Origin of the sequence: Erysipelatoclostridium sp. DFI.2.3 (assembly GCF_019132535.1) — a bacterium.
Lineage (GTDB): Bacteria > Bacillota_I > Bacilli_A > Erysipelotrichales > Erysipelotrichaceae > Clostridium_AQ > Clostridium_AQ innocuum.
The window spans coordinates 1-22,589 of the sequence record NZ_JAHOOJ010000015.1; the positions used below are offsets into that span (position 1 = coordinate 1).

23 protein-coding genes and 1 pseudogene are annotated in these 22,589 nt (G+C 46.7%); 3 read left to right on the top strand and 21 right to left on the bottom strand.

The window, feature by feature from the left end:
* Positions 1–115 precede the first annotated feature (115 nt).
* The 13 genes and pseudogenes from KSZ58_RS14985 to KSZ58_RS15045 all read right to left on the bottom strand — a co-directional run.
* Positions 116–235 (bottom strand): annotated as a pseudogene (locus KSZ58_RS14985) (ABC transporter ATP-binding protein); the annotation flags it as partial.
* A 232-nt stretch (positions 236–467) separates the two neighbouring features.
* Positions 468–647, bottom strand: a complete 180-nt coding sequence (gene rpsU / locus KSZ58_RS14990) for a 30S ribosomal protein S21 (protein ID WP_002609166.1) — start codon at positions 645–647, stop codon at positions 468–470.
* A gap of 123 nt (positions 648–770) precedes the next feature.
* Positions 771–2,231 (bottom strand): UDP-N-acetylmuramoyl-L-alanyl-D-glutamate--2,6-diaminopimelate ligase, encoded by a 1,461-nt coding sequence (locus KSZ58_RS14995; RefSeq protein ID WP_009270385.1) that lies wholly within the window; start codon positions 2,229–2,231, stop codon positions 771–773.
* Positions 2,209–3,534 (bottom strand): tRNA (N(6)-L-threonylcarbamoyladenosine(37)-C(2))-methylthiotransferase MtaB, encoded by a 1,326-nt coding sequence (mtaB, locus tag KSZ58_RS15000; protein ID WP_008817190.1) that lies wholly within the window; start codon positions 3,532–3,534, stop codon positions 2,209–2,211. Before mtaB ends, KSZ58_RS14995 begins: the two co-directional genes overlap by 23 nt.
* Positions 3,535–3,538: 4 nt before the next feature.
* Positions 3,539–4,324: a hypothetical protein gene (locus KSZ58_RS15005; protein WP_008817189.1), complete on the bottom strand. Its 786-nt coding sequence runs from the start codon at positions 4,322–4,324 to the stop codon at positions 3,539–3,541.
* Entirely contained in the window at positions 4,308–5,066 is a 759-nt protein-coding gene (locus KSZ58_RS15010) for a 16S rRNA (uracil(1498)-N(3))-methyltransferase (protein ID WP_009587399.1), read from the bottom strand. Before KSZ58_RS15010 ends, KSZ58_RS15005 begins: the two co-directional genes overlap by 17 nt.
* A 224-nt stretch (positions 5,067–5,290) precedes the next feature.
* Positions 5,291–6,028, bottom strand: coding sequence for a pseudouridine synthase (locus tag KSZ58_RS15015; RefSeq protein ID WP_002609171.1), 738 nt, complete (start codon positions 6,026–6,028; stop codon positions 5,291–5,293).
* A 61-nt stretch (positions 6,029–6,089) separates the two neighbouring features.
* Positions 6,090–6,419 (bottom strand): cell division protein SepF, encoded by a 330-nt coding sequence (locus KSZ58_RS15020; RefSeq protein ID WP_002609172.1) that lies wholly within the window; start codon positions 6,417–6,419, stop codon positions 6,090–6,092.
* Between the two features lie 30 nt (positions 6,420–6,449).
* Complete coding sequence (locus KSZ58_RS15025; RefSeq protein ID WP_009270384.1) at positions 6,450–6,962, bottom strand: spore maturation protein; 513 nt, start codon at positions 6,960–6,962, stop codon at positions 6,450–6,452.
* Entirely contained in the window at positions 6,955–7,527 is a 573-nt protein-coding gene (locus tag KSZ58_RS15030) for a hypothetical protein (protein WP_009270383.1), read from the bottom strand. Before KSZ58_RS15030 ends, KSZ58_RS15025 begins: the two co-directional genes overlap by 8 nt.
* Positions 7,524–8,507: a D-alanyl-D-alanine carboxypeptidase family protein gene (locus tag KSZ58_RS15035; RefSeq protein ID WP_008817185.1), complete on the bottom strand. Its 984-nt coding sequence runs from the start codon at positions 8,505–8,507 to the stop codon at positions 7,524–7,526. The genes KSZ58_RS15030 and KSZ58_RS15035 overlap by 4 nt, the downstream gene beginning before the upstream one ends.
* Positions 8,508–9,264: 757 nt before the next feature.
* Positions 9,265–9,813, bottom strand: coding sequence for an SMC-Scp complex subunit ScpB (scpB, locus tag KSZ58_RS15040; RefSeq protein ID WP_002609177.1), 549 nt, complete (start codon positions 9,811–9,813; stop codon positions 9,265–9,267).
* Positions 9,806–10,543 (bottom strand): ScpA family protein, encoded by a 738-nt coding sequence (locus KSZ58_RS15045; RefSeq protein ID WP_008817184.1) that lies wholly within the window; start codon positions 10,541–10,543, stop codon positions 9,806–9,808. Before KSZ58_RS15045 ends, scpB begins: the two co-directional genes overlap by 8 nt.
* Before the next feature lie 547 nt (positions 10,544–11,090).
* Between KSZ58_RS15045 and KSZ58_RS15050 the strand changes: the two genes are divergently transcribed.
* Positions 11,091–11,576, top strand: coding sequence for a hypothetical protein (locus tag KSZ58_RS15050; protein WP_009270381.1), 486 nt, complete (start codon positions 11,091–11,093; stop codon positions 11,574–11,576).
* 521 nt (positions 11,577–12,097) lie between these two features.
* Here the strand turns inward: KSZ58_RS15050 and KSZ58_RS15055 are convergent.
* Genes KSZ58_RS15055 through KSZ58_RS15070 form a run of 4 tightly spaced genes read right to left on the bottom strand, consistent with a single transcriptional unit; the run spans position 12,098 to position 15,267 of the window.
* Positions 12,098–13,474 (bottom strand): spore germination protein, encoded by a 1,377-nt coding sequence (locus KSZ58_RS15055; protein ID WP_009270380.1) that lies wholly within the window; start codon positions 13,472–13,474, stop codon positions 12,098–12,100.
* The gene (gene spoVAE, locus KSZ58_RS15060) at positions 13,474–13,824 is read right to left on the bottom strand and encodes a stage V sporulation protein AE (RefSeq protein WP_035302927.1); all 351 of its coding nucleotides are present in this window, start codon (positions 13,822–13,824) and stop codon (positions 13,474–13,476) included. The genes KSZ58_RS15055 and spoVAE overlap by 1 nt, the downstream gene beginning before the upstream one ends.
* Complete coding sequence (spoVAD, locus tag KSZ58_RS15065; RefSeq protein WP_009587434.1) at positions 13,824–14,822, bottom strand: stage V sporulation protein AD; 999 nt, start codon at positions 14,820–14,822, stop codon at positions 13,824–13,826. The genes spoVAE and spoVAD overlap by 1 nt, the downstream gene beginning before the upstream one ends.
* A 1-nt stretch (position 14,823) precedes the next feature.
* Entirely contained in the window at positions 14,824–15,267 is a 444-nt protein-coding gene (locus tag KSZ58_RS15070; RefSeq protein WP_008817179.1) for a SpoVA/SpoVAEb family sporulation membrane protein, read from the bottom strand.
* Between the two features lie 131 nt (positions 15,268–15,398).
* Between KSZ58_RS15070 and KSZ58_RS15075 the strand changes: the two genes are divergently transcribed.
* Both KSZ58_RS15075 and KSZ58_RS15080 read left to right on the top strand, forming a co-directional pair.
* Positions 15,399–16,109 carry an N-acetylmuramoyl-L-alanine amidase gene (locus KSZ58_RS15075; RefSeq protein WP_008817178.1) on the top strand — a complete coding sequence of 237 codons (711 nt, stop codon included), beginning with the start codon at positions 15,399–15,401 and terminating at the stop codon, positions 16,107–16,109.
* Positions 16,110–16,155: 46 nt separating this feature from the next.
* On the top strand, positions 16,156–16,680 hold the full coding sequence (locus KSZ58_RS15080) for an NUDIX hydrolase (RefSeq protein WP_008817177.1): 525 nt from the start codon (positions 16,156–16,158) through the stop codon (positions 16,678–16,680).
* 676 nt (positions 16,681–17,356) lie between these two features.
* Here KSZ58_RS15080 and KSZ58_RS15085 read toward each other — a convergent pair.
* The 4 genes from KSZ58_RS15085 to KSZ58_RS15100 form a co-directional block, all read right to left on the bottom strand.
* Positions 17,357–17,905 carry a GNAT family N-acetyltransferase gene (locus tag KSZ58_RS15085; RefSeq protein WP_008817175.1) on the bottom strand — a complete coding sequence of 183 codons (549 nt, stop codon included), beginning with the start codon at positions 17,903–17,905 and terminating at the stop codon, positions 17,357–17,359.
* A 286-nt stretch (positions 17,906–18,191) separates the two neighbouring features.
* Entirely contained in the window at positions 18,192–18,611 is a 420-nt protein-coding gene (locus tag KSZ58_RS15090) for a VOC family protein (RefSeq protein WP_008817174.1), read from the bottom strand.
* 4 nt (positions 18,612–18,615) lie between these two features.
* The gene (locus KSZ58_RS15095; RefSeq protein WP_008817173.1) at positions 18,616–20,796 is read right to left on the bottom strand and encodes a DNA topoisomerase III; all 2,181 of its coding nucleotides are present in this window, start codon (positions 20,794–20,796) and stop codon (positions 18,616–18,618) included.
* Complete coding sequence (locus KSZ58_RS15100) at positions 20,793–22,583, bottom strand: DNA mismatch repair protein (protein ID WP_008817172.1); 1,791 nt, start codon at positions 22,581–22,583, stop codon at positions 20,793–20,795. The genes KSZ58_RS15095 and KSZ58_RS15100 overlap by 4 nt, the downstream gene beginning before the upstream one ends.
* Between the last annotated feature and the right edge of the window lie 6 nt (positions 22,584–22,589).

The window sequence follows — 22,589 nt, forward strand, 5'->3', positions numbered from 1 at the left end:
GTTAGACTTTATCTCAAACAATCAAAACACATCTAAAAAAGAGGGACGTGTTTATACACTACCCTCACTATCTAAATCTACATTAGCTGTTTAGCAATTTTTGTCTATATATCTATGCACCGTTCGGCCCCAGGAAGCCGAAAACCTCTCCCTCAGCGATGGAAAAGGAAATATCGAAGATTCCCCTCCCCTCTCCATAATCGCGGCTGAGACGCTCTATTTCGATGATTTGCATAGTATACCTCCCCATGTTCATGGTGTATCTCATCTTCATGCTGATTATAGCAGATTGACTCGTTTGCACAACCCCCTGCACAGCAGCTTTTTTCAATTTCTTTTTTTACCACGCCAGCTTTTGGCCGGCTCCTCTATACACGCACCACAGCCCCTGTACAAAGCAGCTCCCTTGGTAAGCCTATTCACCATGCATAAGCGGAAGTATAAAAAAAGAAGCCTATCGGCCTCTTCTATTTTCCACGACGTGCTTTACGCGCAGCTTCTGACTTTAATTTACGACGAACGCCAGGTTTTACGTAAAACTCTCTTTTGCGAGCTTCAGCAAGGGTTCCATTTCTTGATACTTGACGTTTGAATCTACGTAAAGCATCATCAAGAACTTCGTTTTCTTTAAGTACTACTTTCGGCATGATTTACCCTCCCTTCTGATGCAAGCAATATTATTATACTGAAAAACATATGAAAATGCAACATAAATATGTTCATTTTCTATAAATTCATACAGAAAATTTTTTTATACTTATTTTACAACCTTATTTTTCATCATCCTCCAGTCCGAGACTGTATTTGCGGATGCAGTGACGAGCGACATTGTGATCCCCCATCCACGGCTCACGTCCGAACTCCCGATACATGAATACCTCATCCCCCTTGCCGAGAATCAGGACGGTATCCTTCACATTGGCACTCTCGATGGCCTGCCGTATGGCGGCATAACGATCCGCGATGAAAATATTATTCGTATCGCTGATACCGCTTTTGATTTCATTTGCGATATCCCGCGGATCCTCATCCCGGGGATCATCCTCCGTCAGAATGATGCTGTCGCAATAACGGCTCGCGATTTCGCCGAAGACCCTGCGCTTCTTTGTATCCCGCTTGCCGGCAGAGCCAAACACGGCAATAATGCTGTGTCCGTCCTCTGTGATATCCTTCGCATATTCAAAAACCTTTTCCATACCGTCCGGAGTATGGGCAAAATCGACGATGACATTAAACAGCTGTCCCTCGTCAATACGTTCCATACGCCCTTCAATCTGCCGGATATCATGGAGATAGGGCAGCTGCTGTTCAATCGGAATACCGCTTTCCGCCATGGCGGCCACAGCACCCAGCAGGTTGTATATGTTATACAGGGCAACCAGATTGGTTGAAACCTCATAGCGCTCTGTTCCATGAACCAGGGTAAACCGTGATCCCGTTTTCTCAATCCGGATATTTTCCGCCTGATAGGTCGCGTGATTGTCAATGCCATAGGTAACAACACTGGCCTCGGTCGCATCCGCCAGCTGATCCACATAGGCATCATCCGCATTCAACACAGCAACGCCCTCTTTTTTCAGATTGGTGAACAGCTTTTTCTTCGCTTCGAAGTAATGCTCGATCGTACCGTGAAAATCCAGATGGTCATAGGTCAGGTTACTGAACACAGCGACATCAAAATCCACGCTCTGCACACGTCCCAGCTCCAGACCGTGCGAGCTGACCTCCAAAGCAACCGCCTGCATGCCATGCTCCACCATATCCTTCATCGTTTTATGAATCAGTACAGCATCCGGCGTTGTCAAAGACGGCGGCAGAGTCACCTCTCCATAGCTGATGGATATCGTCCCAATATAGCCACAGGGCGCAAAATGGGAATATACATCCCGAATAATGCTGGTGATGGTGCTCTTCCCGTTTGTTCCGGTAACACCGAACACCTTCATTTTACGGCTTGGATGCCCATAAAACATGGACGCCACCCGATTCAGTGTGCGATTGACATTTTCCACCTGAATATAGGCTACCCCTTTTTTCATATCGTCCACCGGCTTGGAATGCACGATGCATTTTACACCCTTTTCAATGACATCATCAATAAATTCATGCCCGTCATGCACCATGCCCTCCATGCAGAAATACATATCATTCGCCTTGGCGCAGCGGGAATCGATGCACAGCCCCGCAATTTCAATCTCCGGGGCATTTTCAAACATTTGAGACAGCTTCATAAGACTCCTCCTTTAGCGGACAGCCAACCAGCAAATCCCCGTCCAGTGCCGTGATGCGTACGGTATGCATCGTATGCAGCCAGGCAAGCGGAGCCGCTGCTGCGACCTCCAGGTATTCACTGCTGTGTCCGATCAGTTTTCCATCTTTTTCCTTCTCAAAAATGACAGAAACTTCCTTTCCAATGAAATTCTGTTTATAAGCAGTATATAACTGTTTGGAAAGATTCGCAAGTCTTGATGCGCGTTCTTTCTTTATTTTATTTTCCAGATGACCGCTCATCTGCGCAGCCGCTGTATGATCACGGCGGGAATACGGGAACACATGCAGAAAGCTTAGGCGCATGCGAGCGATATTATCCAGGGTATCCTGAAACTGCTCTTCACTTTCCTGCGGAAACCCGGTAATGACATCGCTGGATATGGAAATATCCGGAATAAGGGAGCGGATATAGTCCACCCGTTCCATAAACCATGCTATCGTATAGGGACGATTCATATTCTTCAATACCGTAGTATTGGCAGACTGCACGGGAATATGCAGATGCCGGGCGATTTTTTCTTCCCCCTTTATAAATTCCAGCAGCTCATCCGTGATTTCATTCATTTCAATCGAGGAGATACGAATTCTTTGCAGCTTGGGAATTTCCTTCACCATGCGCTTCATCAGCTGGCACAGACTGCTGTTGATGCCATTGCCGTAGCGTCCGGTATGGATGCCGCTCAGCACGATTTCCCGATGGCCGCTTTCGCTCAGACTTCGTGCGATGGCAAGTACCTCATCCTCCGGCAACGAGCGCTCCGCTCCGCGTGCAAACGGTATGATACAATAGCTGCAAAACTGATTGCAGCCGTCCTGTATTTTCAAAAAAGCCCGTGTCTGATGCTCGAAGCGATGAATCGGAAGCGCCTCAAACACATTGACCTTGCGGACATCATGAATGAGCTTCTGCGGACGCTTCTTTCGAAGACCCTCCTCAATCATATCCGCCAGTCTGCTTTTTCCATCACTTCCCAGCAGAATATCAATATTGGCATCCTGCTCCAGCTGTTCGCTTGCCGTCTGTGCATAGCAGCCGACAACGGCAATCAGCGCCTCCGGATTCAAAGCGATGGCCGCATGAATTTTCTGACGGGATTTACTGCCGGCCGTATTGGTCACGGCACAGGTGTTGATGATATAGACATCCGCTTTTTCTTTAAAGGATACCTGTTCATAGCCCTTTTCCAGCAGGGCACTCTCATAACCCTGTGATTCATATGTATTTACCTTGCAGCCCAGTGTGGCTATTGCAAATGTCGTCATGTCGTCACTCCTTGTCTGCCTTCTTTTCCTGCTTTCTCTTTTGCTTCTCCAGCAGCTTTTCCAGCTTTCTGCCCAATCGTTTTTTGATTAGTGCATGCTCGTTCAAAAACGCAACGAGTGCTTCGTGCTGCTCCTTTAACAGAAGCAGTGCGATTTCCTGCTTCCAGTCCTCCTGCAGTTCCTGCTTCATATCCACGGATACGCTGCGCTTTAATCCGCCTGCATCATACAGATACCAGCGATGCAGGATTGGATGGAAGACGACATAGCCCTCATCCGCCTCCGCCAGCAGCTCACAGCTGGAAAAGCCATACTGAAACGGCTTGGCACCATAGCGCCTGTACTGCACTTCCTTTGCGCACTCCCGGATGAATTTATGATACTGCTTCAAATCCAGCAGCACGATTTCCGTATGATAAAGATGATTAAAGCCCGGCGCAAAGGCAGGCATATAAATCGTTTCACCATCCGCCTCAAAATGCCGGAGCTCTTTCACGAAGCGTTCCACATCCACATTCATCTGTGCCTTACGCTCCAGATAATTCAGATCATACCAGTAATCGAACATTTTTACATAGGTATCAAAAAAAACATCCTCGAACTGCCGTTTTACGAGCAGGGATTCATAGACGATTTCATTCTGTATCACAGCATCATCGCTTTTCCCGTCATGGGGAATCTGATATTCCTCCAGCAGGTCGCAGATGGTACGGTAATGCTTCCGGATATCCTTTTGATCCAGAAGTGTCTTATCATACACCTTATTCAGCCGATCATATATCGTCTTCATCTTTTTCACCTGCCATATCGTAGTAAAACTCAATGGAATTCAGCAGCGAGATTGCCGCTGTTTCCGCACGCAGTATCCGTCCGCCTAAAGATACGCGGTGAAAGCCGGTTGCAGTCAGCGCTTCAACCTCATCCGCCGAAAAGCCGCCCTCACTGCCGACCACCATCAAAACACGCTTTGGGGATGGATGTGCACGCAGCACCTCACACAGGCGCTCGCTTTTGCAATCGGCATCCTCATAGGCTATCAGCCGCAGGTCGGCATCGATCTGCGACAGCTGTGAGAATGTGCAGGGCGGCTGCAGACGCACCAGCGTCGATCGCTTGCACTGCTCACAGGCCTCACATAAAATTTTATTCCATCGTACAATTTTCTTTTCCGATTTCTCATCCTTGATTTTTACAACACAGCGGCTGGATACAAACGGAATGATTTCCGCCACCCCCAGCTCTGCACTTTTCTGCAGCAGATAGTCCCATTTCTCCCCCTTGATCATCCCCTGTGCAAGAATCAGCTCTACACTTGTTTGGGAGCAATCACGCACTTCCCTTACCACTCGTGCCGCTGCTTCCTCCTGATGATATTCCACTTCCGCCAGCAGTACGCGGCCGCTGTTGTCGGCAACACGAATCACATCCCCCTGCTGCATACGCATAACGCGGCGGATGTGATGTGTCTGTTCCTTTGTCATCGGTATCAATTCTCCTGGCATCGCCAGTGTATTTACAAAATATTGCTGCATAAAATCACCGCGTTAATCATACATCATTTTCTGTGTTTCTTCAACAAAAAAAACATTTCAGAAACGTAAGCACACATGTGGAAACAGCACAAAAAACGAATCCGACATCCTTTGCCTGATTCGTTCCTCTTTTCTCATGCTCACGTTCAGGCTTTTCATATCTGCCTGCATATCCTTATGGCATCTGTTATAGCTGCACCTGTCAAAAAAGCCAACAGCGATTGCTAGCGCTGCTTCATTTCTCCCTTTTGAGCAAGACTGCGCAGCTGCTTCACCTCAAAGGGCTTCAGCACACGGTATTCTCCCTGCCGCAAATCACTGCAGTGCAGGAAAGCAAGCCTGCTGCGGTGCAGACGGCGCACCTCATAGCCCAGTGCCTCCATCATGCGCTTGATCTGCCGGTTTCTGCCCTCAACGATCGTTAAATCAAAGCTGCACTGATTTTTCTCTGTATCCTTTTCCGTCATGCGATACTTTGCAGGCAGGGTCTTGATGCCGTCATCCAGCACGATACCTGCTTTTATTTTCTTCATATCCTCCGGCGTCAATATGCCATTGATCGTCAGATTGTACACCTTGGGAATGTGATATCGCGGATGAATGATCTCATTTGCGAAGTCCCCGTCATTGGTCAGAATAATCACCCCGCTGGTATCGTAATCCAGACGCCCCACGGTAAAGATACGCTGCCTGCAGTCCACCAGATCCACCACGGTCTGTCTTCCGAATTCGTCATCGCTGGTACACATGGTGCGCTTCGGCTTGTTCATCAGAAAATAAACCTTATCTTCCTTTTCAATCGCCTTGCCATCCACCTCAATGAGATCTCCGCGCTTTACCTTATATCCAAGTTCTGTTATGGTTTCTCCATTCACAGCGACTCTTCCCTCGCTGATCAGAACCTCAGCTTTTCTTCTTGATGTGATTCCGGCTGCCGCAATCACTTTCTGTAATCGTTCCATATACTATACACCTCACATGGGTATTGTACATGAAATGCTGCGCTTTGAAAAGCAAAATCGACTAATTCTGGAATTCCTGAATCTGATAGCCGTCCGGCAGATATACCAGAATGTTCTCGCTCATCTCCTGAATCCATACCTGCATCGGATAGGCAACCCCCTTCATGAAGTCGCGGATTCTGCGTGCGCACTCCTCATCACATGCGGTGATATCCAGCAGCACCAGGAAATTCTTTTTCAAAGCCTCCCCCACAGCCTCTACATCATCAAAGCTGTCCAGACGAAACACACAGACAACATGATCGCTTTTTTCCGCAGCTACCGCCGCCTTTTCCTCATTCACTGCCAGCATATTCTTTAATCTGTTTTTTACATCGTTCATATCAGCCATTTTCATTCCTCCTGTTATTTTTATCTTTTTTTACGCAAACACATACAGTGCCAGCAGGATGGCCATGGAAATCCCGGCCACATCCGCGAGCAGTCCGATAGCCAGCGCATTTTTAATCCTGCGAATTCCCACACTGGAAAAATACAGGGTGATCACATAGACGGTCGTATCCGTAGAGCCCTGAATGATGCTTGCCATATTGCCGGCCAGCGAATCAACACCGCAAACCTGAAAGATATCGACCAGCACCGCCAAAGAGGCGCTTCCCGAAATCGGGCGAAAGATTACCATCGGCCAGATTTCCTTAGGAATATTCGCGATATGAGCAGCCAGTGCACTGCACAGCATATCCATCAGTCCACTCTGGCGCAAAAGGGCGATTGCACACATCATGGCAAGCAGCGCGGGATAAATATCAAGAAACAGCTTCATCCCATCCTTGACACCCTCGGTAAAGGAATGGTAGGCATTGATACGGCGAAGCAGGGCGACCGCGACGATGACCAGCACCAGGACCGGTAAAATATACTCCGTGTTAATCACGGTAATTCCACCAGCGGTCAATGCTCAGGCCGATAACAGAGGCAAACAGCGTCGATACAATGGCATAGGGCATAAAGCCGGTCACATTCAGGGAGTGGAAGGAGGCCCGCATGGCAATCAGTGTCGTGGACAGCAGGGTAACACCAGCCGTGTTCAAAACGAGAAAGGTGATCATGGAGCGGGAGGCCGTATCCTTATCCGGATTGTGCCGCTGCATGCCCTTCATCGCCTGCAAACCAACCGGCGTTGCTGCAGAGCCCAGCCCCACCATATTGACGACCACATTCGTTGCCACATAGCCCAGTGTTTCCTCATCATCCTTCAAATCCGGAAACAGCCGCTTCAACAAAGGATGAAACAGCCGTTCCAGTCCATGAATGATCCCGGCGTCTCGTGCGATGTAAAGAATTCCGTTCCAGAAGCAGGTCACACACAGCAGCGGAATCACAAAGTCGAGGGTTTCCTTGCCGACATTGAGAAAAACATCATTGATGATACCGACATTACCGGTCATCAGACAGTAGAGAATCGTGACCAGCACGATGAGCAGCCAGATGATATTCACGAAAACAGACCTCCTCCCCTTACCTTTTTGCTTGCGAAGCTGTATACATTTACATCGTCATTTTTCTGAACCTCAACAACAAAATCCTTATGGTCATAGTGTGTTTTAACGCGCAGCTTGTCACTGCCATCCTTATGCAGCGTCACCTTCAGCGTTTCCGGGACATGGAATTTCCTACCGTTTACCGTATAGTCACCCTTGCGCATGATCGTTACCACATCCATCTTCTGAAACACCTCGGTGTGCTTTTGTTCATGAAAGGCGAAATCATCCCCCTCCCGCAGCGTCACCACAATGCTTTCCACACCGTCATGCTCTGCGGCACTCACCAGTGTCCGGCCGGCCTTTTTGGTGAAGCCGGTTTTCCCGCCGACGGTAAAGGGATAGTCAAACAGCAGGCGATTCTTGTTTTTCCAGCGCATATTCCAGTCAGTCGTATAATATTTGCTACCGGTAATGGTCCGAAATTCTTTGTTTTTCATCGCATAGCTCATCAGTACCGCCATATCATTGGCTGTTGAAATATTACCCCCATCCTCCTCATCCAGACCGCTGGGATTGGAAAACGTCGTATTGCTCATCCCGATTTCTGCCGCCTTGTGATTCATCAGCTCAACAAAGGCTTCCTGAGAGCCGGCAACATGCTTTGCAATTTCCACCGCTGCATCATTACCGCTTCTCAGCATGAGTCCATACAGCAGATCCCGCATGGTTACCTGCTGTCCCTGCTTCAGATAGACACTGCTTCCATAGGCCTTATTGATTTCATCATCAACCGCAAAGGATTCATCCAATTGTCCATGCTCGATTGCAATCACAGCGGTCATGATTTTGGAAATAGATGCCACGCTCTGCTTCTCATCCTTGTTTTTTTCTTCTACAATCGTATTGTCCGCACCACTCAACACCACATAGCTCTCTGCATGGACACTCATCAGCTGCAGCAGCAGACACAGCAGGATACAAAGACTTCGTTTCATTCACATCACCTACGAAAGTATATGTGCACACGCAAAAAAAGAGAACGCCTTTTCCTTTGCGTTCTCCTTTTTCTATATACGTGAATCACGGATTCTACCCGTTTCCTGATTTCCTTAACTCTCGTACGTTTCTCGCACTTATAAGTTTCATCAGTTTCGATACCCGCAATCCACAGCTATGAGCTACTCTTTCATGCTTCCTACTTTCACAGCGTTCGTTGTTCCGGCGTTCCTCGCACTTTTCCAATTTCCGCTTGCTTTCGTCCCCATGTCCAAGCTTCCCTTTTGAATACCTTGTTCCTGACTTCCTTAACTCTCATACGTTCTTCGCATTTATAAGTTTCATCAGTTTTCTTCTTCCGGGATTCTCACAGCCTTTACAGGTGTCCACCTACTCGCTGACCAGTGCACGGAATCCGTTCTTTTATTATATCGCTTCCGTATCTATCCAGTTTTCTGTAGTACCAGCCTGTATATAAGCTCTTGTAAGTACCTTTCCTTGGTACAAGTACAGTATAGTCCGCAATGATACATATGTAAAGTGTTGTGGAATAATTGGCATCATTATGGAAAAGACTGCAGTTTCCCACAATACCAACGCTTTATACAGTGGAAAAGTTATGGGTTTTCCACAAATGTGACAAAAACAAAAAATCCATATCCTTTTTCTATATACGCATATGCTAAGCTTCATCAAAAGAAGATAGTTTTTTTCACTTCGTCTTTTTGCATCATACCTCCACCATGTAAAAAAGAGCTATTCCTCAAACAGCTCTTCCTCCATGGTATCCTTGAAATCCGGAAGCTCCGGAAGCTCCTTCAGGCTGACCAGCTTGAAGGTATCCATAAATTCCTCCGTGACCTCATATAGAAACGGTCTTCCCGGTGCATCACTTCTGCCGCATTCCTTGATCAGATTTCTCGCCAGCAGCTTGCGCACCATCATATCGCAGCTCACACCGCGTATTTCCTCGATTTCTGCACGAGTGATCGGCTGCTTATAGGCGATGATTGCCAAAGTTTCCAACGCGGCATTGGACAGGGTTGCCACCTTGGTAGAGCTGAACAGCTTCTGCGCATACGGATGGATTGCCTCCTTGGATACGAATTTATAAATTCCGCCAAAGCGAACAAGCTCGATCCCATGCACATCCGCAAGATAATCCTGCATCAGCTCATCCAGTACCACTTCAATTTCCTTTTTATCCAGCTCCTCGACACAGCCGTTCAGCTGCTCGATGCTCAGTCCCTCATCACCGCTGAGAAAAAGCAGTCCCTCAAGAACCCGTTTTTCATGCTCATGCATATATTTGTTCACCTCGAATGATCCATATGTTTTCTTCTTCATCTATGTGGAAGGTTATTTCCTTATGCTTGATTAAATCCAGAACGGACAGAAACGTAACGATAATCATGTGCAGATCCGTACAATCACTGCACAGCTCTTCAAAGCTCATCTTTCCTACCCAGTTCTTCAGTCGTTTTTTAATTTGTATAACGCGCTCATCCAGGGATAACTCCTTGACCGTCATTCTGGTTTCATAAGGATGTGTCAATGCCGCTCTGCGCAGCACACGGTTCATCGCCTTAATGAGATCATAGGGATTCCCGACAAACTCCCCTTCTACCGTTGTATTCAGCCATTTCTGTGTTTCCTCACTCATCGGCTTACTCATCATCAGCTGGCGTTCCTCATATTTCTGTTCAAACTGCTCGCTGATTTCCTTATAGCGCTGATATTCCAGCAATCGGCGAACCAGCTTTTCCCGCTGATCCTCTTCATACTCTTCTTCAATGACAACCTTTTCCCGCGGCAGCAGCTTCTTGCTCTTGTATTCTATCAGACCAGCCAGCTCTGCCAAATATTCACTTGCTATTTCCAGATGCATCGATTCCATGGCATTGAGATAATGCAAATACTGATCCGTCAGCAAATCCATATCCAGCTCGAACAAATCCAGCTTATTGTCCTTGATCAGATGCAGCATCAGGTCAAGTGGCCCCTCAAACTGATCGATTGTCACCGTAAACGCCATAGAAATCACCTCGCATTTTTTTATTATAGCAAAAAACCGCATGAAAATGTAGAAAAATTTTCACACATGCTTTATTTTTAGTCGATTTATTACAGATTTCACACTTTTTTGAGCCTTCTCTTTGTTTCATTCAAATAATTTGTGTGAATTTATGATGTGAATAATTCATTCCATTCGTGCAAAAAAGACGTGTGCACATTTTCCTTACTGCTGCTGGACAGCTTTGTTCCTGTAGAAACAAAACGACAATACCATCATCACTCCACTATTCCTTTCTCCTGTATTGCTATATAGCACAGCAGTTTCTCATGTTTTAGCACAAGAAAGTCCGTAAGGATCCTATGTATTATAGTACGTATCTTGTATGAAGGCTTTTTATAGGAATTGATGTGTAAAAGAAGCAGCAAAAAGAATTAAACATACTTATAAATAGGTTACTATTATTAAAAAAAACTGGTATTCTTTAATTAAGGAAAGGTACCTAATCCATTGACTGTAACACATCTATTTAAAGATTATCTGTATAATAAGAAGAGAGGAGAAATATATGAAATCTTTAAAATGGTTGCTCATAAGTAGTTTAGCTGTATCTTACGTTATGGTTGGCTCTGGTTCAAAAACAATACATGCAGAGCATAATAATATAGAATTCATCCAAATTAAAGAAGGAGAAACTATTCCACTATACAAATTAAAAGGAACTTCTTTAGAAGGCAAAGAGGTCAAAATAATTGGTGATAAATTGTTTGTAGATGGACAAAAACGCGCTGCTGGAGCAATTGCAGTGTTTATAGCTGGAATTTTAGCTGGTTATTTTATCGATGGAATTCTCATTTATACAACGGGTTATTCTGGCGGTGAATTATGCGCTCAAGGATTGACAGCATTAAAAAATTTTGGAAACCGCAATGCGTCTAAGGTTTATTTTAATACAAATAAATCCACTTATGTATACAGCTATATAACAAAAGATGGGCAGCAGTGTACAAGAACACCTAGTGGAACACAATATGTTTGTGCCTATTCAGGTTAACTCTTTAAATTCCGCAGAAAGGAGAGATCATGAAAACGAAATATATCTATATCATCATATTTTTTCTTGGTATGCTGACTTACTTCATTATTTCAACGATATATTCCATGCTGTAAGCTAACATACAGAAAGAGTTTTACCGTAAGGGGCGCTTATTACAAGCCATTATGTATCTGCTTTTTCAATATCCAAAAGGAATGACAATCAATTGCTTTACGTTATCAAAAAGTTTAAAAAGGAGTAATGCTGTTCACAATGATGAATCGCTTACTCCTTTTCTCTATTATTTCATATGTTTATTCATCAGTTCTACCGTCACCCACAAACTTCATCTTTTGATTTTGTTGACAATCGAATACCTGAAATGGGCTTGTTTATATCAATAAAACATAAGGATAAAGAACAGATTGTTTCATCGGTTCTTTCTTACTTTAGAGTGTTTACAAAAAGAAGAATTCAAATTTTTATTGATAAATACAATGTTAAATTCTCCATAATCGAGTAAGAACCGTTTCATCTGTCTATCTCTTGGTTGATTTGGAGGTAGTGTCCCGTTTGACCTTGATGGGAGCACCGAACAGGATTCGCTGACATTCCTTGTAGGAAAATGGGATGAGCGGATACAGGTATGGAAATTTAATCGTCTTGGTCGATAGCAGTATCACGATGTGCAGCAGGACGCCCACACAGAAGCCGCTGACGCCAAATACGAGTGCCAGAAAGCCGATAAAGATACGAAATACCTTATTGGCAAGCGACAGCTCATAGCTTGGTGTTAACAGATTGCCGATATTGACCAGAGCAACCATGATGAGAACCTCTTTTGTATAGGCTCCCAGCTCAATTGCCATATCCCCCAGCAGAAACACAGCCACAAAGCTCATGATGCTGGAAAGGATGGTCGGTGTATGGATCAGGGACTGCCGGATCCATTCGACAATGATATCTGCCAGAATTACCTGAAAGCCGAACTGATATACATTGACATGCTGAATCGGAATATTGAGCAGCGTCGGATTCTGGTCGATGACCAGAGCAATCCACAGCGGAAGCAGATATAGAGAAAATACAATCCCAATCAGGCGGAGGACACGGGTAAAGGTCGCCACCAGCGTCGTCTGCGTATATTCCTCAATCTGCTTGGTCTGTTCAAAAAACGTCGTCGGAAGTATCACACCGGTAGGAGAATTATCAACCAGTGCAACCAGATATCCCTGCAGCAGGTGGATTGCACAGATGTCCGGGCGCTCGCAATAGCGGACATGCGGATAGGGATTCCATGTCTTTCCATACAGCAGCTCTACAAGATTTCGCTCGCTGAGGATTTCCGCCTCCGGAAGTGTATGCATGCGTGTTTCAAAATCATGCAGCACGTCCACATCCACCAGACCATCGATGTACAGGTAGGCAACGTCTGTCCGCGTCTTGATGCCTTCCTTGTTCATCGTGACAACCAGACGGGGATCACGGATTCTGCGGCGGATCAGACCGACATTGAGAATAACATTTTCCACAAAGCCGTCATGTGCCCCGCGTACGCTTTTCTCGACATTCGGTTCAGCAGTGGATCTGGCAGGATAATGCCGGGTTTCTATGCAATAGTAAACCTCGCTGGTATCCATCAGCACCAGACACTGCCCGCTCAGCATATTGGTGATTGCCTTTTTTCGATCGGTCAGCTTATCGATTGCCCCCGGATAAAAGGTGATATGCAGATCATTCCCGGCCGTGATGACAAAGCCCTCCACCAGAGAAGCAATCAGCTCACTATCCGACAGGGAGGAGAGAAAAATCAGCCATGCCTGTGTATTTTGTATGGTGACATGGCGATAGACAATGTCAAAGGACGGCGACAGTGCCGTGCGGATTTCCTCCAGCCGCTGATTCAGATCCTTCATCAGGATTTTGCACGAAACACGAGCGCTGCCAGAAAGGCAAACAGAATGGCGCTGGTGATTCCGGCCGCCGTCAAATCAAACATACCAAGTAAAATCCCCATGACACCGTCGCTTTGCGCCTTCGCAAGCGCCCCGTGAATCAGAGAATGTCCAAAGCTGGTAATCGGTAAGGAGGCCCCCATGCCGGCAAACTCCAACAGCTTGTCATACCATCCAAAGGTATCCAGGGCTGCACCGATCACCACAAATATAGAAGTGATATGTCCCGCTGTAAGCTTCGTATTGTCATAAATCAGCTGCCCTGCAAGACAGATTCCGCCGCACACTACAAACGCACTGATAAATGTCATCATTTCACATCACTCCTTTCATATACGATGGCATGTGCAATACATGGTATGGTTCCCTTTTGTGCAACTGCCACCGGCGACAGCAGTGCACCCGTCGCCACAACCATGATACGGGAGCATTCCCCGTCCTCCAGCTTTTTCAGCAGCTTTGCCATGGACACACACATACTGCAGGCACATCCACTACCACCGCAAAAGATATCCTGATGCTCAAAATCATAGATCATCAAGCCGCAGTCATGCAGGCGGTTATCGATGTCATAGCCCTCCTGATTCATAAGGTCAACCAGAAAGGAGAATCCGATTTTTGACAAATCCCCGGTAACAATCATGTCATAATCCTTCAGCTCGCGATGCATATCCTTCAGATGCTGAGTAATCGTATCATAGGCAGCCGGTGCCATCGCCAGCCCCATATCATTGGCATCCTTATGATCCCAATCGACAATTCTGCCCGGCGTAAAGGCAGCTACCCGTATGTTGCTTTTCTCATTCGATAATAAAGCAGCACCGGCACCCGTTACCGTCGAGGTCGTCGTCTCCTTCTTCTGTATGCCATATTCGTTAGGAAAGCGAAATTGTCGCTCTGCAGTTGCCACATGTGAGCTGGTAAAGGCCAAAACCTGCCTTGCCAATCCATGCTCTACCCAGACAGCGCCGGTACCGATGACCAGAGAGGAGGTGGAGCAGGCACCATACATTCCAAGAAACGGCACCTCCAGATCCTTGGCAAAATAATGTGAGCTGGTCAGCTGATTGATGAGATCACCGCCTACCAGTAAATCGATATCCTGAACTCCCTTCCCCGCTTTGCGCAGGGTCAAATCGACAGCATCTCCCAATAATACACGTTCCGCCTTTTCAAAGCTGGACTCCCCACAATAAGCATCCTCATAGCTCTTATCGAAAAGACTTCCCAGCGGCCCTTCCTTTTCCAATGGCCCTACAACAGCAGAGCGCGCCTGTACATAGACGTTCTTAAAAGTAACCGTACGCATATCAGGCACCAAAGAGCAGGTAGCGAATCGTACCGAAGACGAACGCCGCTGCGATTCCATAAGTCAGAACCGAGCCTGCCAGTTTAAACATATTGCTGCCAATACCGAAAATCGGCCCCTCTGTTCGTCCCTCAATCGCACACGAAGTCAAACAATTCGCAAAGCCACTGATGGGAATGAACAAGCCTGCCCCGCATTTCTGTGCCGCCTTATCATAGACACCGAACCCGGTCAGCAGTGCTGTGACCAGTATCACCGTAACAACGGTAACCGAAACCGCGGTATCCTTATCCAAATCGAACATATCCATACACAGCATCATAAACAGCTGTGCCACAACAGCAAGAGCTCCTCCGCTGATGAATGCAATCAGTGCATTTCTGCCCTTGTGCTGAGCAGGCACATGCTTCTTTGCAGTATCCTGCAATGTTTTCTTATCCATCATAATCACTCCTTCATGGCTAGTATGCACATGTTTTATAGAGTTATAAAACGAGTTCAGAAAAACATCACGAAACAAACAAGTGCCGAACAGACGCTTCCCTGATAATGGAGCTGTAAAAAGGAAGTGATTACATGAGAAATATACGAAGATGGGCTCGCCTTCTTATACTGTGTCTAACAATCGGATTTTTGAGTGCGGCGGCGCAGCAGGGCTATGCATGGCTCACGGACAAAGCAACCAGCAGCCCGTTGCAGGTGGAAGCAGCATCCTACACTACGGGTGACGTGATTGTACTGGACGCAGGACATGGCGGATATGATACCGGCAGCATTTCCTATGACGGGGTTTATGAAAAGGATATTACCCTTGCGATCACGCAGAAAATCGGAGAGCAGCTGGAGAAGGCAGGCTATACGGTGGTATATACACGCACCAGTGATGAGGTCAGCTGGTCAAATGATAACAGGGACGATCTTCGCACCCGCGTTGCCATTGGAGAGGAAGCAGGAGCGGATTATTATATTTCCATACATACCAATGCCAGTGAATACGGGGATGGTGCCAGCGGCTTTGAAGCCTATATCGATTATGAAAATGATACGATTACAGCCATGGCGCAGTCCATTGAGCAGAAGCTGATGCAGCTGGGATACACGCAGAATCGCGGCTTGAAAAGCACACAGGATAGCTCGTTGTATGTGATTGACAGCAACCCTGTGCCTGCCATGCTGCTGGAGCTTGGCTTCATCACCGACAGTGCGGATGCAGCCTATATGTGCAGCGAGGAAGGACAGAATGCACTCGTTCAAAGCATTGCACAGGGAATCCTGGAACAGCTCTAGCTTTCGCACCTTTTCTAGGTTATAATTAGAACACGAGGTGAATACAATGCAGAAAAAAATATCTTCTACACCGGTATATGAGGGAACGATCTTTCACATGAGCCGGGATGAGGTTGAAATCAAGGGAAAAACATATCCCAGAGATGTGATTCATCATGACGGCGGTGTCGGTGTCCTCGCTATCAGGGATGGTAAAATTTTACTGGTCAAACAGTACCGCTATGCAATTCAGAAGGAAACGCTGGAGATTCCCGCAGGAAAGCTGGAAAAGGGAGAGGATCCGTATCTGTGCGGCTTACGGGAGCTGGAGGAGGAAAGCGGCTATACGAGTGAACGGCTGGAAACGCTTTGCGCCATGTACTCAACACCCGGCTTCTGCAGTGAGAAAATCTATCTGTACTGGACAAAAAAGCTGATTCCGGTGGAGCATCCCCGCGCCATGGATGAGGATGAGGAAATCGAAACGCTGTGGGTGGATATCCGCAAGGCTGCCGTTATGGTGAACGATGGAACGATTGAGGATGCCAAAACGATTATTGCCATACAGTATGCAAACCTGTACCTTGTCTGAGGGAAAGGTGCCAAGCAAAAAAACAGTCTGTGACGGTTCTGCCTGCCAAAGGACTGGTCAATCGAATTTTATTTTCGGTAAAGGAAGGAAATCTGTATGCTCAGTGTCCTGATGGGAATCATAGTGTTTGAAATACTATTTAGTTTCATTGCAAAGAAAGATAAGAAACTGTTCCTGGCCTGTTCCGTATCTTTTTGGATAGGCATAGCATTTATCTTATCGCTTCAATTTTTTGAGCGATAACTGAATTCCAAAAGAAAAATACAATATAGAAAAAGCGATGGTTAAGATAAAAATCCAATTATCCTCTCCATCGTTTTTATTTGTATATTATAACCTACGGTAGCTCCTGCAACCGCTTCGTCAGTATTATGTCAATCGTGCATCTACTGCTCACTTTTCTGATCTACTTTCCGTTATACATATCTACATGTGAGATAGTGAATCATCCTGAAAGAAATAAGCAAATTTAGCCCTTATCCGCTAAGATTCCACCGTCCTGGCCATTCTCACAGATTTTCTCTGTATCCCAATAGTTTCCAAAATTTTTTAAAGAGAAACCGAGAATGGATATCCATACGCATACTTGAAAAAGACATATTATGCTATCTGACAACAGCGTACGTATTTCAATAAAAGTGACCTGTTTGAAATCAGGATTTTGCCACTGTTTTATTTATTTTTGTCTTATAAGCTGCAGAAATTCTTCCTTTAAAATCCGCATCATGATGAAATTGTGATATTCATAATGGTAGTAATAACCGTCTTCCTGAATTCCCTCTTTCTTAAATCCGTTTTTCTTGTAAAATCGCAAAGCATCTGTATTGAATCCCACAACACCGATGGCCAACCTGTGAAAGCCGAGATCGCCAAAGGCATAATCCATCAGCAGGCGGATTGCCTCTGTGCCATAGCCTTTCCCCTGATGTGCCTCATGGGGAATGATAATCGTCAGATCACTTGTCCCCCAGGCAGGATACATCCGCAGCAGTCCGATTTCTCCAATTACTTCATGTTTCTCACAGGTAGCGATCGCCAGCCATATACAGTCATGTCCGCTGCGCTGCACACATTGTAAAGACTGTGCAGCCGTTGTCGGATACGGTGCGGCAATCTTCGCCCTTGTCAGCGCATCGTTGTACCAGACATCAAAAAAATCCGTATCCTCTTCTGTAAATGGGCGCAGATACACCCGTTCTCCCTTTAAAAATTGTATTTCCTTCATCGTATTCTCCATTTCTTTTCTTATGTTAACGCTAGCGTTACTGTAACTATGCCTTCAGGCACTCTGCAGATTGATTTGCACTGCCTGATTGCTTTTCCCGTTGTTAGAATAAAGCCAGTGATTATGATCATAAGCATAACAAACACCGGTATAGACATCACCGTGAAGCTTTTCTGCGCAGGCGTTTTCCTTTTCTTAACGATATCCTATTTCATCCGCAAACACAGCATACAATAAGAAAATGCAGCCACGCGTATACGTGCAGCTGCAGTACTGGCGATTCACGTTACAGACGTTTACACATCGGATGTCCCTCTTGAAACTGTACCAGATCCCAGAGGTTTCCATACAGGTCTTCAAATACGGCAACAGTGCCGTAATCCGCCTCTTTGGGTTCCCGTACAAAGTGAATGCCGTTTTTCTTCATATCCCTATAATCTCTCTTGAAATCATCCGTCGCAAGAAACAGGAAGACACGGCCACCTGCCTGATCACCGATAAATGCCTCCTGCCGTGGTTTGGAAGCCTTTGCGAGCAGAATCGTTGTGGCATTGCTTCCCGGCGGTGATACAACAACCCAGCGCTTATCCTGCTGCGGCTGATAGGTATCCTCCACAAGGGTGAAATGCAGCTTGTTCGTATAAAATTCGATGGCTTCATCATAATCACGTACGACAAGCGCAATGTGAACGATTGCCTGTTTCACAGTCTCACTCCTTTGCTTTTTGTGCAGCTTCCCAGGCGAGCTGAAAGGCACTCTTTTCCTGCTTTTTTTCAGCCTCCTGCTTTTTATTGAAATCCTGCAGCTCTGCACGTCCGGCAACATTGCGCTTTTCCTTCAGCTGCTCGTTGAAGCGGTCGAATTTCTCACGAAAGCCGCACACACAGGTATACAGACGCTTTTCCTTTTCTCCGACTACATTCAGCTTCTTATGGCATTTCGGACAACGGGCATTGCTGGTGAACGACAGATTCTGCTTGTATTTGCAGGAAGGACTGCTGCAGGCTAAAAGCTTTCCGCGCTTTCCGTTGATTTCCAGCAGGTTGCTGCCGCATTCAGGACATTTCTTCTGCGTCATATTGTCATGGCGGTAGCTTGCCTCACTGTTTTTCACCTTTTCAACCAGGTCACTGGCATAGCTGCGCATTTCCTTCATAAAGCTTTTATCCTTCAGCTTCCCCTTGCTGATTGCGGTAAGCTTTTCCTCCCAGGTCGCCGTCAACAGCGGAGAGCGTAGCTCCTCCGGTACCAGCGATACCAGCTGGATTCCCTTGCTTAGCGGATAGATGGAGTTTCCGCGTTTTTCAATATAGTTGGTTTTGAACAGCTTTTCAATGATATCCGCACGTGTTGCCACGGTACCGATTCCATTCGCATCCTCTAACACAGCCTTCATACGGCTGTTGCTGATAAATTTCGATGGATGCTCCATAGCCGATAACAGGGTTGCCTCCGTATAGCGTGCCGGTGCCTTGGTAAAATGCGAGGTGATGCGCACATCCCTGATTGGATATTGCTGTCCCTTCGCAAGAGAAGGCAGATTCTGATCATCATCCTGCTCTTCATCCTCATCAAAGCGTTCGTTTTTCTGATAGAGTGCGCGCCAGCCGTCACTGATCATAATCCTTCCGCTGGCATAAAAGTCCATATGCTCACACACCGCATGAATTCTGGTCTTCTCATATTCACTCGGTTTGCCCAGTACGGCCAGAAACCTGCGAACCACCAGATCATAGATTTTCTTTTCATTTGGTGAAAGTCTGTTCAGCTCCACATATTCCTCGGTTGGGATAATAGCGTGGTGATCGGATACCTTTGCATCATCGACAAAGCGGCGGCTTACCTTATAGCCGTTTTTCAGCAAGTCACGTGCAAATGGCTCATACACATCAATACAAATCGCCTGCAGCCGTTCCTTCAGTGTCCCAACGATATCCTGACTCAGATAGCGGGAATCGGTACGGGGATAGGTCAGCAGCTTATGTGTTTCATATAAGCTCTGCATATAATTCAGCGTCTCCTTGGCACTGAAGCCGAAGCGCTGATTGGCATCCCTTTGCAGCTCGGTAAGATCATAGAGCTGCGGCGGTTGTTCCTTGTGACGCTTGCGCTCCACGTCCTGAATCGTAATCTGCTTGTGCTTCAGCTGCTTCATAAGCGTCTCTGCCTGCTTACGGTCCATTATGGACGCATTGTTGTTCTTGCGATAATCCAGCACAAAGGCACCGGCATCCACACGCAGTGTGAAATATTCCTTTGGTACGAATTTGCGGATTTCCGCTTCCCTGTCGACAATCATAGCCAGTGTCGGTGTCTGCACACGACCGGCAGAAAGCTGTGCATTGAATTTACAGGTCAGCGCGCGGGTGGTGTTCAACCCGACGAGCCAGTCTGCCTCAGCCCGACATACCGCACTGCGGTAAAGGGGTTCATATTCTCTGGCATCCTTCAGATGCGCAAAGCCCTCCTTGATCGCCTTATCTGTCTGTGACGAAATCCACAGACGCTTCATCGGCTTGCGTACCCCTGCCTTTTCAAGAATCCAGCGGGCCACCAGCTCCCCTTCTCTTCCGGCATCCGTAGCGATTACAATATCACGGATATCTCCGCGGTGCAGCAGGCTCTTTACCAGCTTGTATTGTTTTGCGGTCTGTGAGATCACCTTCAGCTGCATTTTGTCCGGCAGCATCGGAAGGTCCTGCATATCCCAGGTTTCCAGACGTTTATCATAATCCTGCGGGTCTGCCAGCTCTACCAGATGTCCCAGTGCCCAGGAAACCACATACTTGTTTCCCTCCATATAACCGTCCTTTTTTATCGGACAGCCGAGAACTCTTCCCAGCTCTCTTCCTACACTCGGCTTTTCAGCCAGTACAAATGTTTTGCTCATACTTCCTCCTTGAATCCGGCCAGACGCATCAGCTCTCTGGCATTCGTTGTTATGCATTTTCCTTCTTTCAGCCGATAATCAAAGCAGATGCGATCCTTCTCATAATATTCCGAGAAATGATAATTCACTGCCCGTATGGCCGGGTCGCCGCTCAGCTCGCACAATTCAAAATCATGTGTGGAGATCAGGGTGATGATCCACGGCTGATGCAGATGACGGATGGCACTTGTTGCACAGTAAATGCGATCCGCGCTGTTTGTACCCTTAAAAATCTCATCGATCAAAACCAGCATCGGCTCCTGCTTTCTGCTTGCCTCATTCATTTGCTGAATGCGCAGAATTTCCGCATAAAAGGTCGATATTCCCTCGCTTACATTATCATGCACACGCATCGAGGTAAACAGGTTCATGCTGCCTGCACAAAAGGAATCGGCACAGACTCCGGCGCCTGCATGCATCAGCACAAGATTGATGCCCAGCGTTCGTAAAAAGGTGGTTTTTCCTGACATATTGGAGCCGGTTATGATATAGGTGCCGTTATCGATTGTTATAGAATTTGCAACAGCACTTCCTTCCTCCAGCAGCGGATGCACAATATTTACCGCATGCAGATAAGGAGGTTTGGGTGTACTGTCCGCAATACAGACTGCTTCCTTCGCCAGATTCAGCTGTGCAAGAGATAGATAGCTTTCCAGCTCTCCGATATCCTGCAGCCAGATGCGCAGGGTTCTGCCATAGCGCTGTCTCCAGTCCTGCAGAGCAATCACACATTGGAAATCAAGCAAACCAAAGGCGTTGACGAGGAAAAACAGGATACTGTTGGAGCGCAGCTGTACCAGCATCAGTATGCGGCGCAGTTTTTTTATGGCGGCACAAGCTTCCTCCACATCCGAACGAATCCTGCAAAGAGCATCACTTTGAAAGGCAGTCTCCTCAATCAGATGAAAGATTCGCTCATAATCTTCAATCAGATATGCCAGTGGTGCTACGCCGGACAGCTGTTGGGCATGCTTCATAAAAAACAAAAGCGAAAGACACAGAGAAACGGTAGCCAGTATGAGAACGGGGCCATAGTGGATGATACCTGACAGAAAAAGAAGCAGTGTCATAAGTGTGAGTGCGGATACAAGAGCACACAGCATACGCACAATGCGTGGATATTGTACCTGTTCTTCTTCCATATAGCTTAGGATATGTTCCATGGTTGAACGTTTTTTTCGCTGTCCATGACGCTCATACAGCTTTAAAAGCTGTATCAGGGTAAAGGTGAATGTCGTCTTTCGGGCGCATTCCTGTACGGCAGCACTGCGGCTTTGCATCGCTTTGCGGGACTGCTGCTGTGCACTGAGAAGCTCTGCCAGTCGTTCTCTTCCGTATACGGTTTTTGCCACACAGAGATACTGATACAGGCTCGCGTCCCCAAACAGATCCAGATCATATGCCTGCGTATTCTCCTCCTGCAGAAATTCAGAACCGGTATCCTGAAATGCTTTCCACCCATTGTTCTTGCGCCGCAGTACATCCTGCAGTACCTCCATCATAACCTCATGATCTTCTATCCTCTGTTTCAACGCCCTGTGCTTTGCGGCGATATATAGAAACAGTCCCAGTGAAAGCACACAGAGCGCATAAAACAGCTGCTCATAATAATATCCGCGAAACAGGGCTAACAGAGCAATCAGAATCAGAACACCTCGCTGCATCGCATAGGAAGAGGAGCGCTGCTTTAAGCTTCTGCATACAGCCTGTGTTTCATCGATTTTCCTTTGTAAAGTATCAATCTGCATATCTTC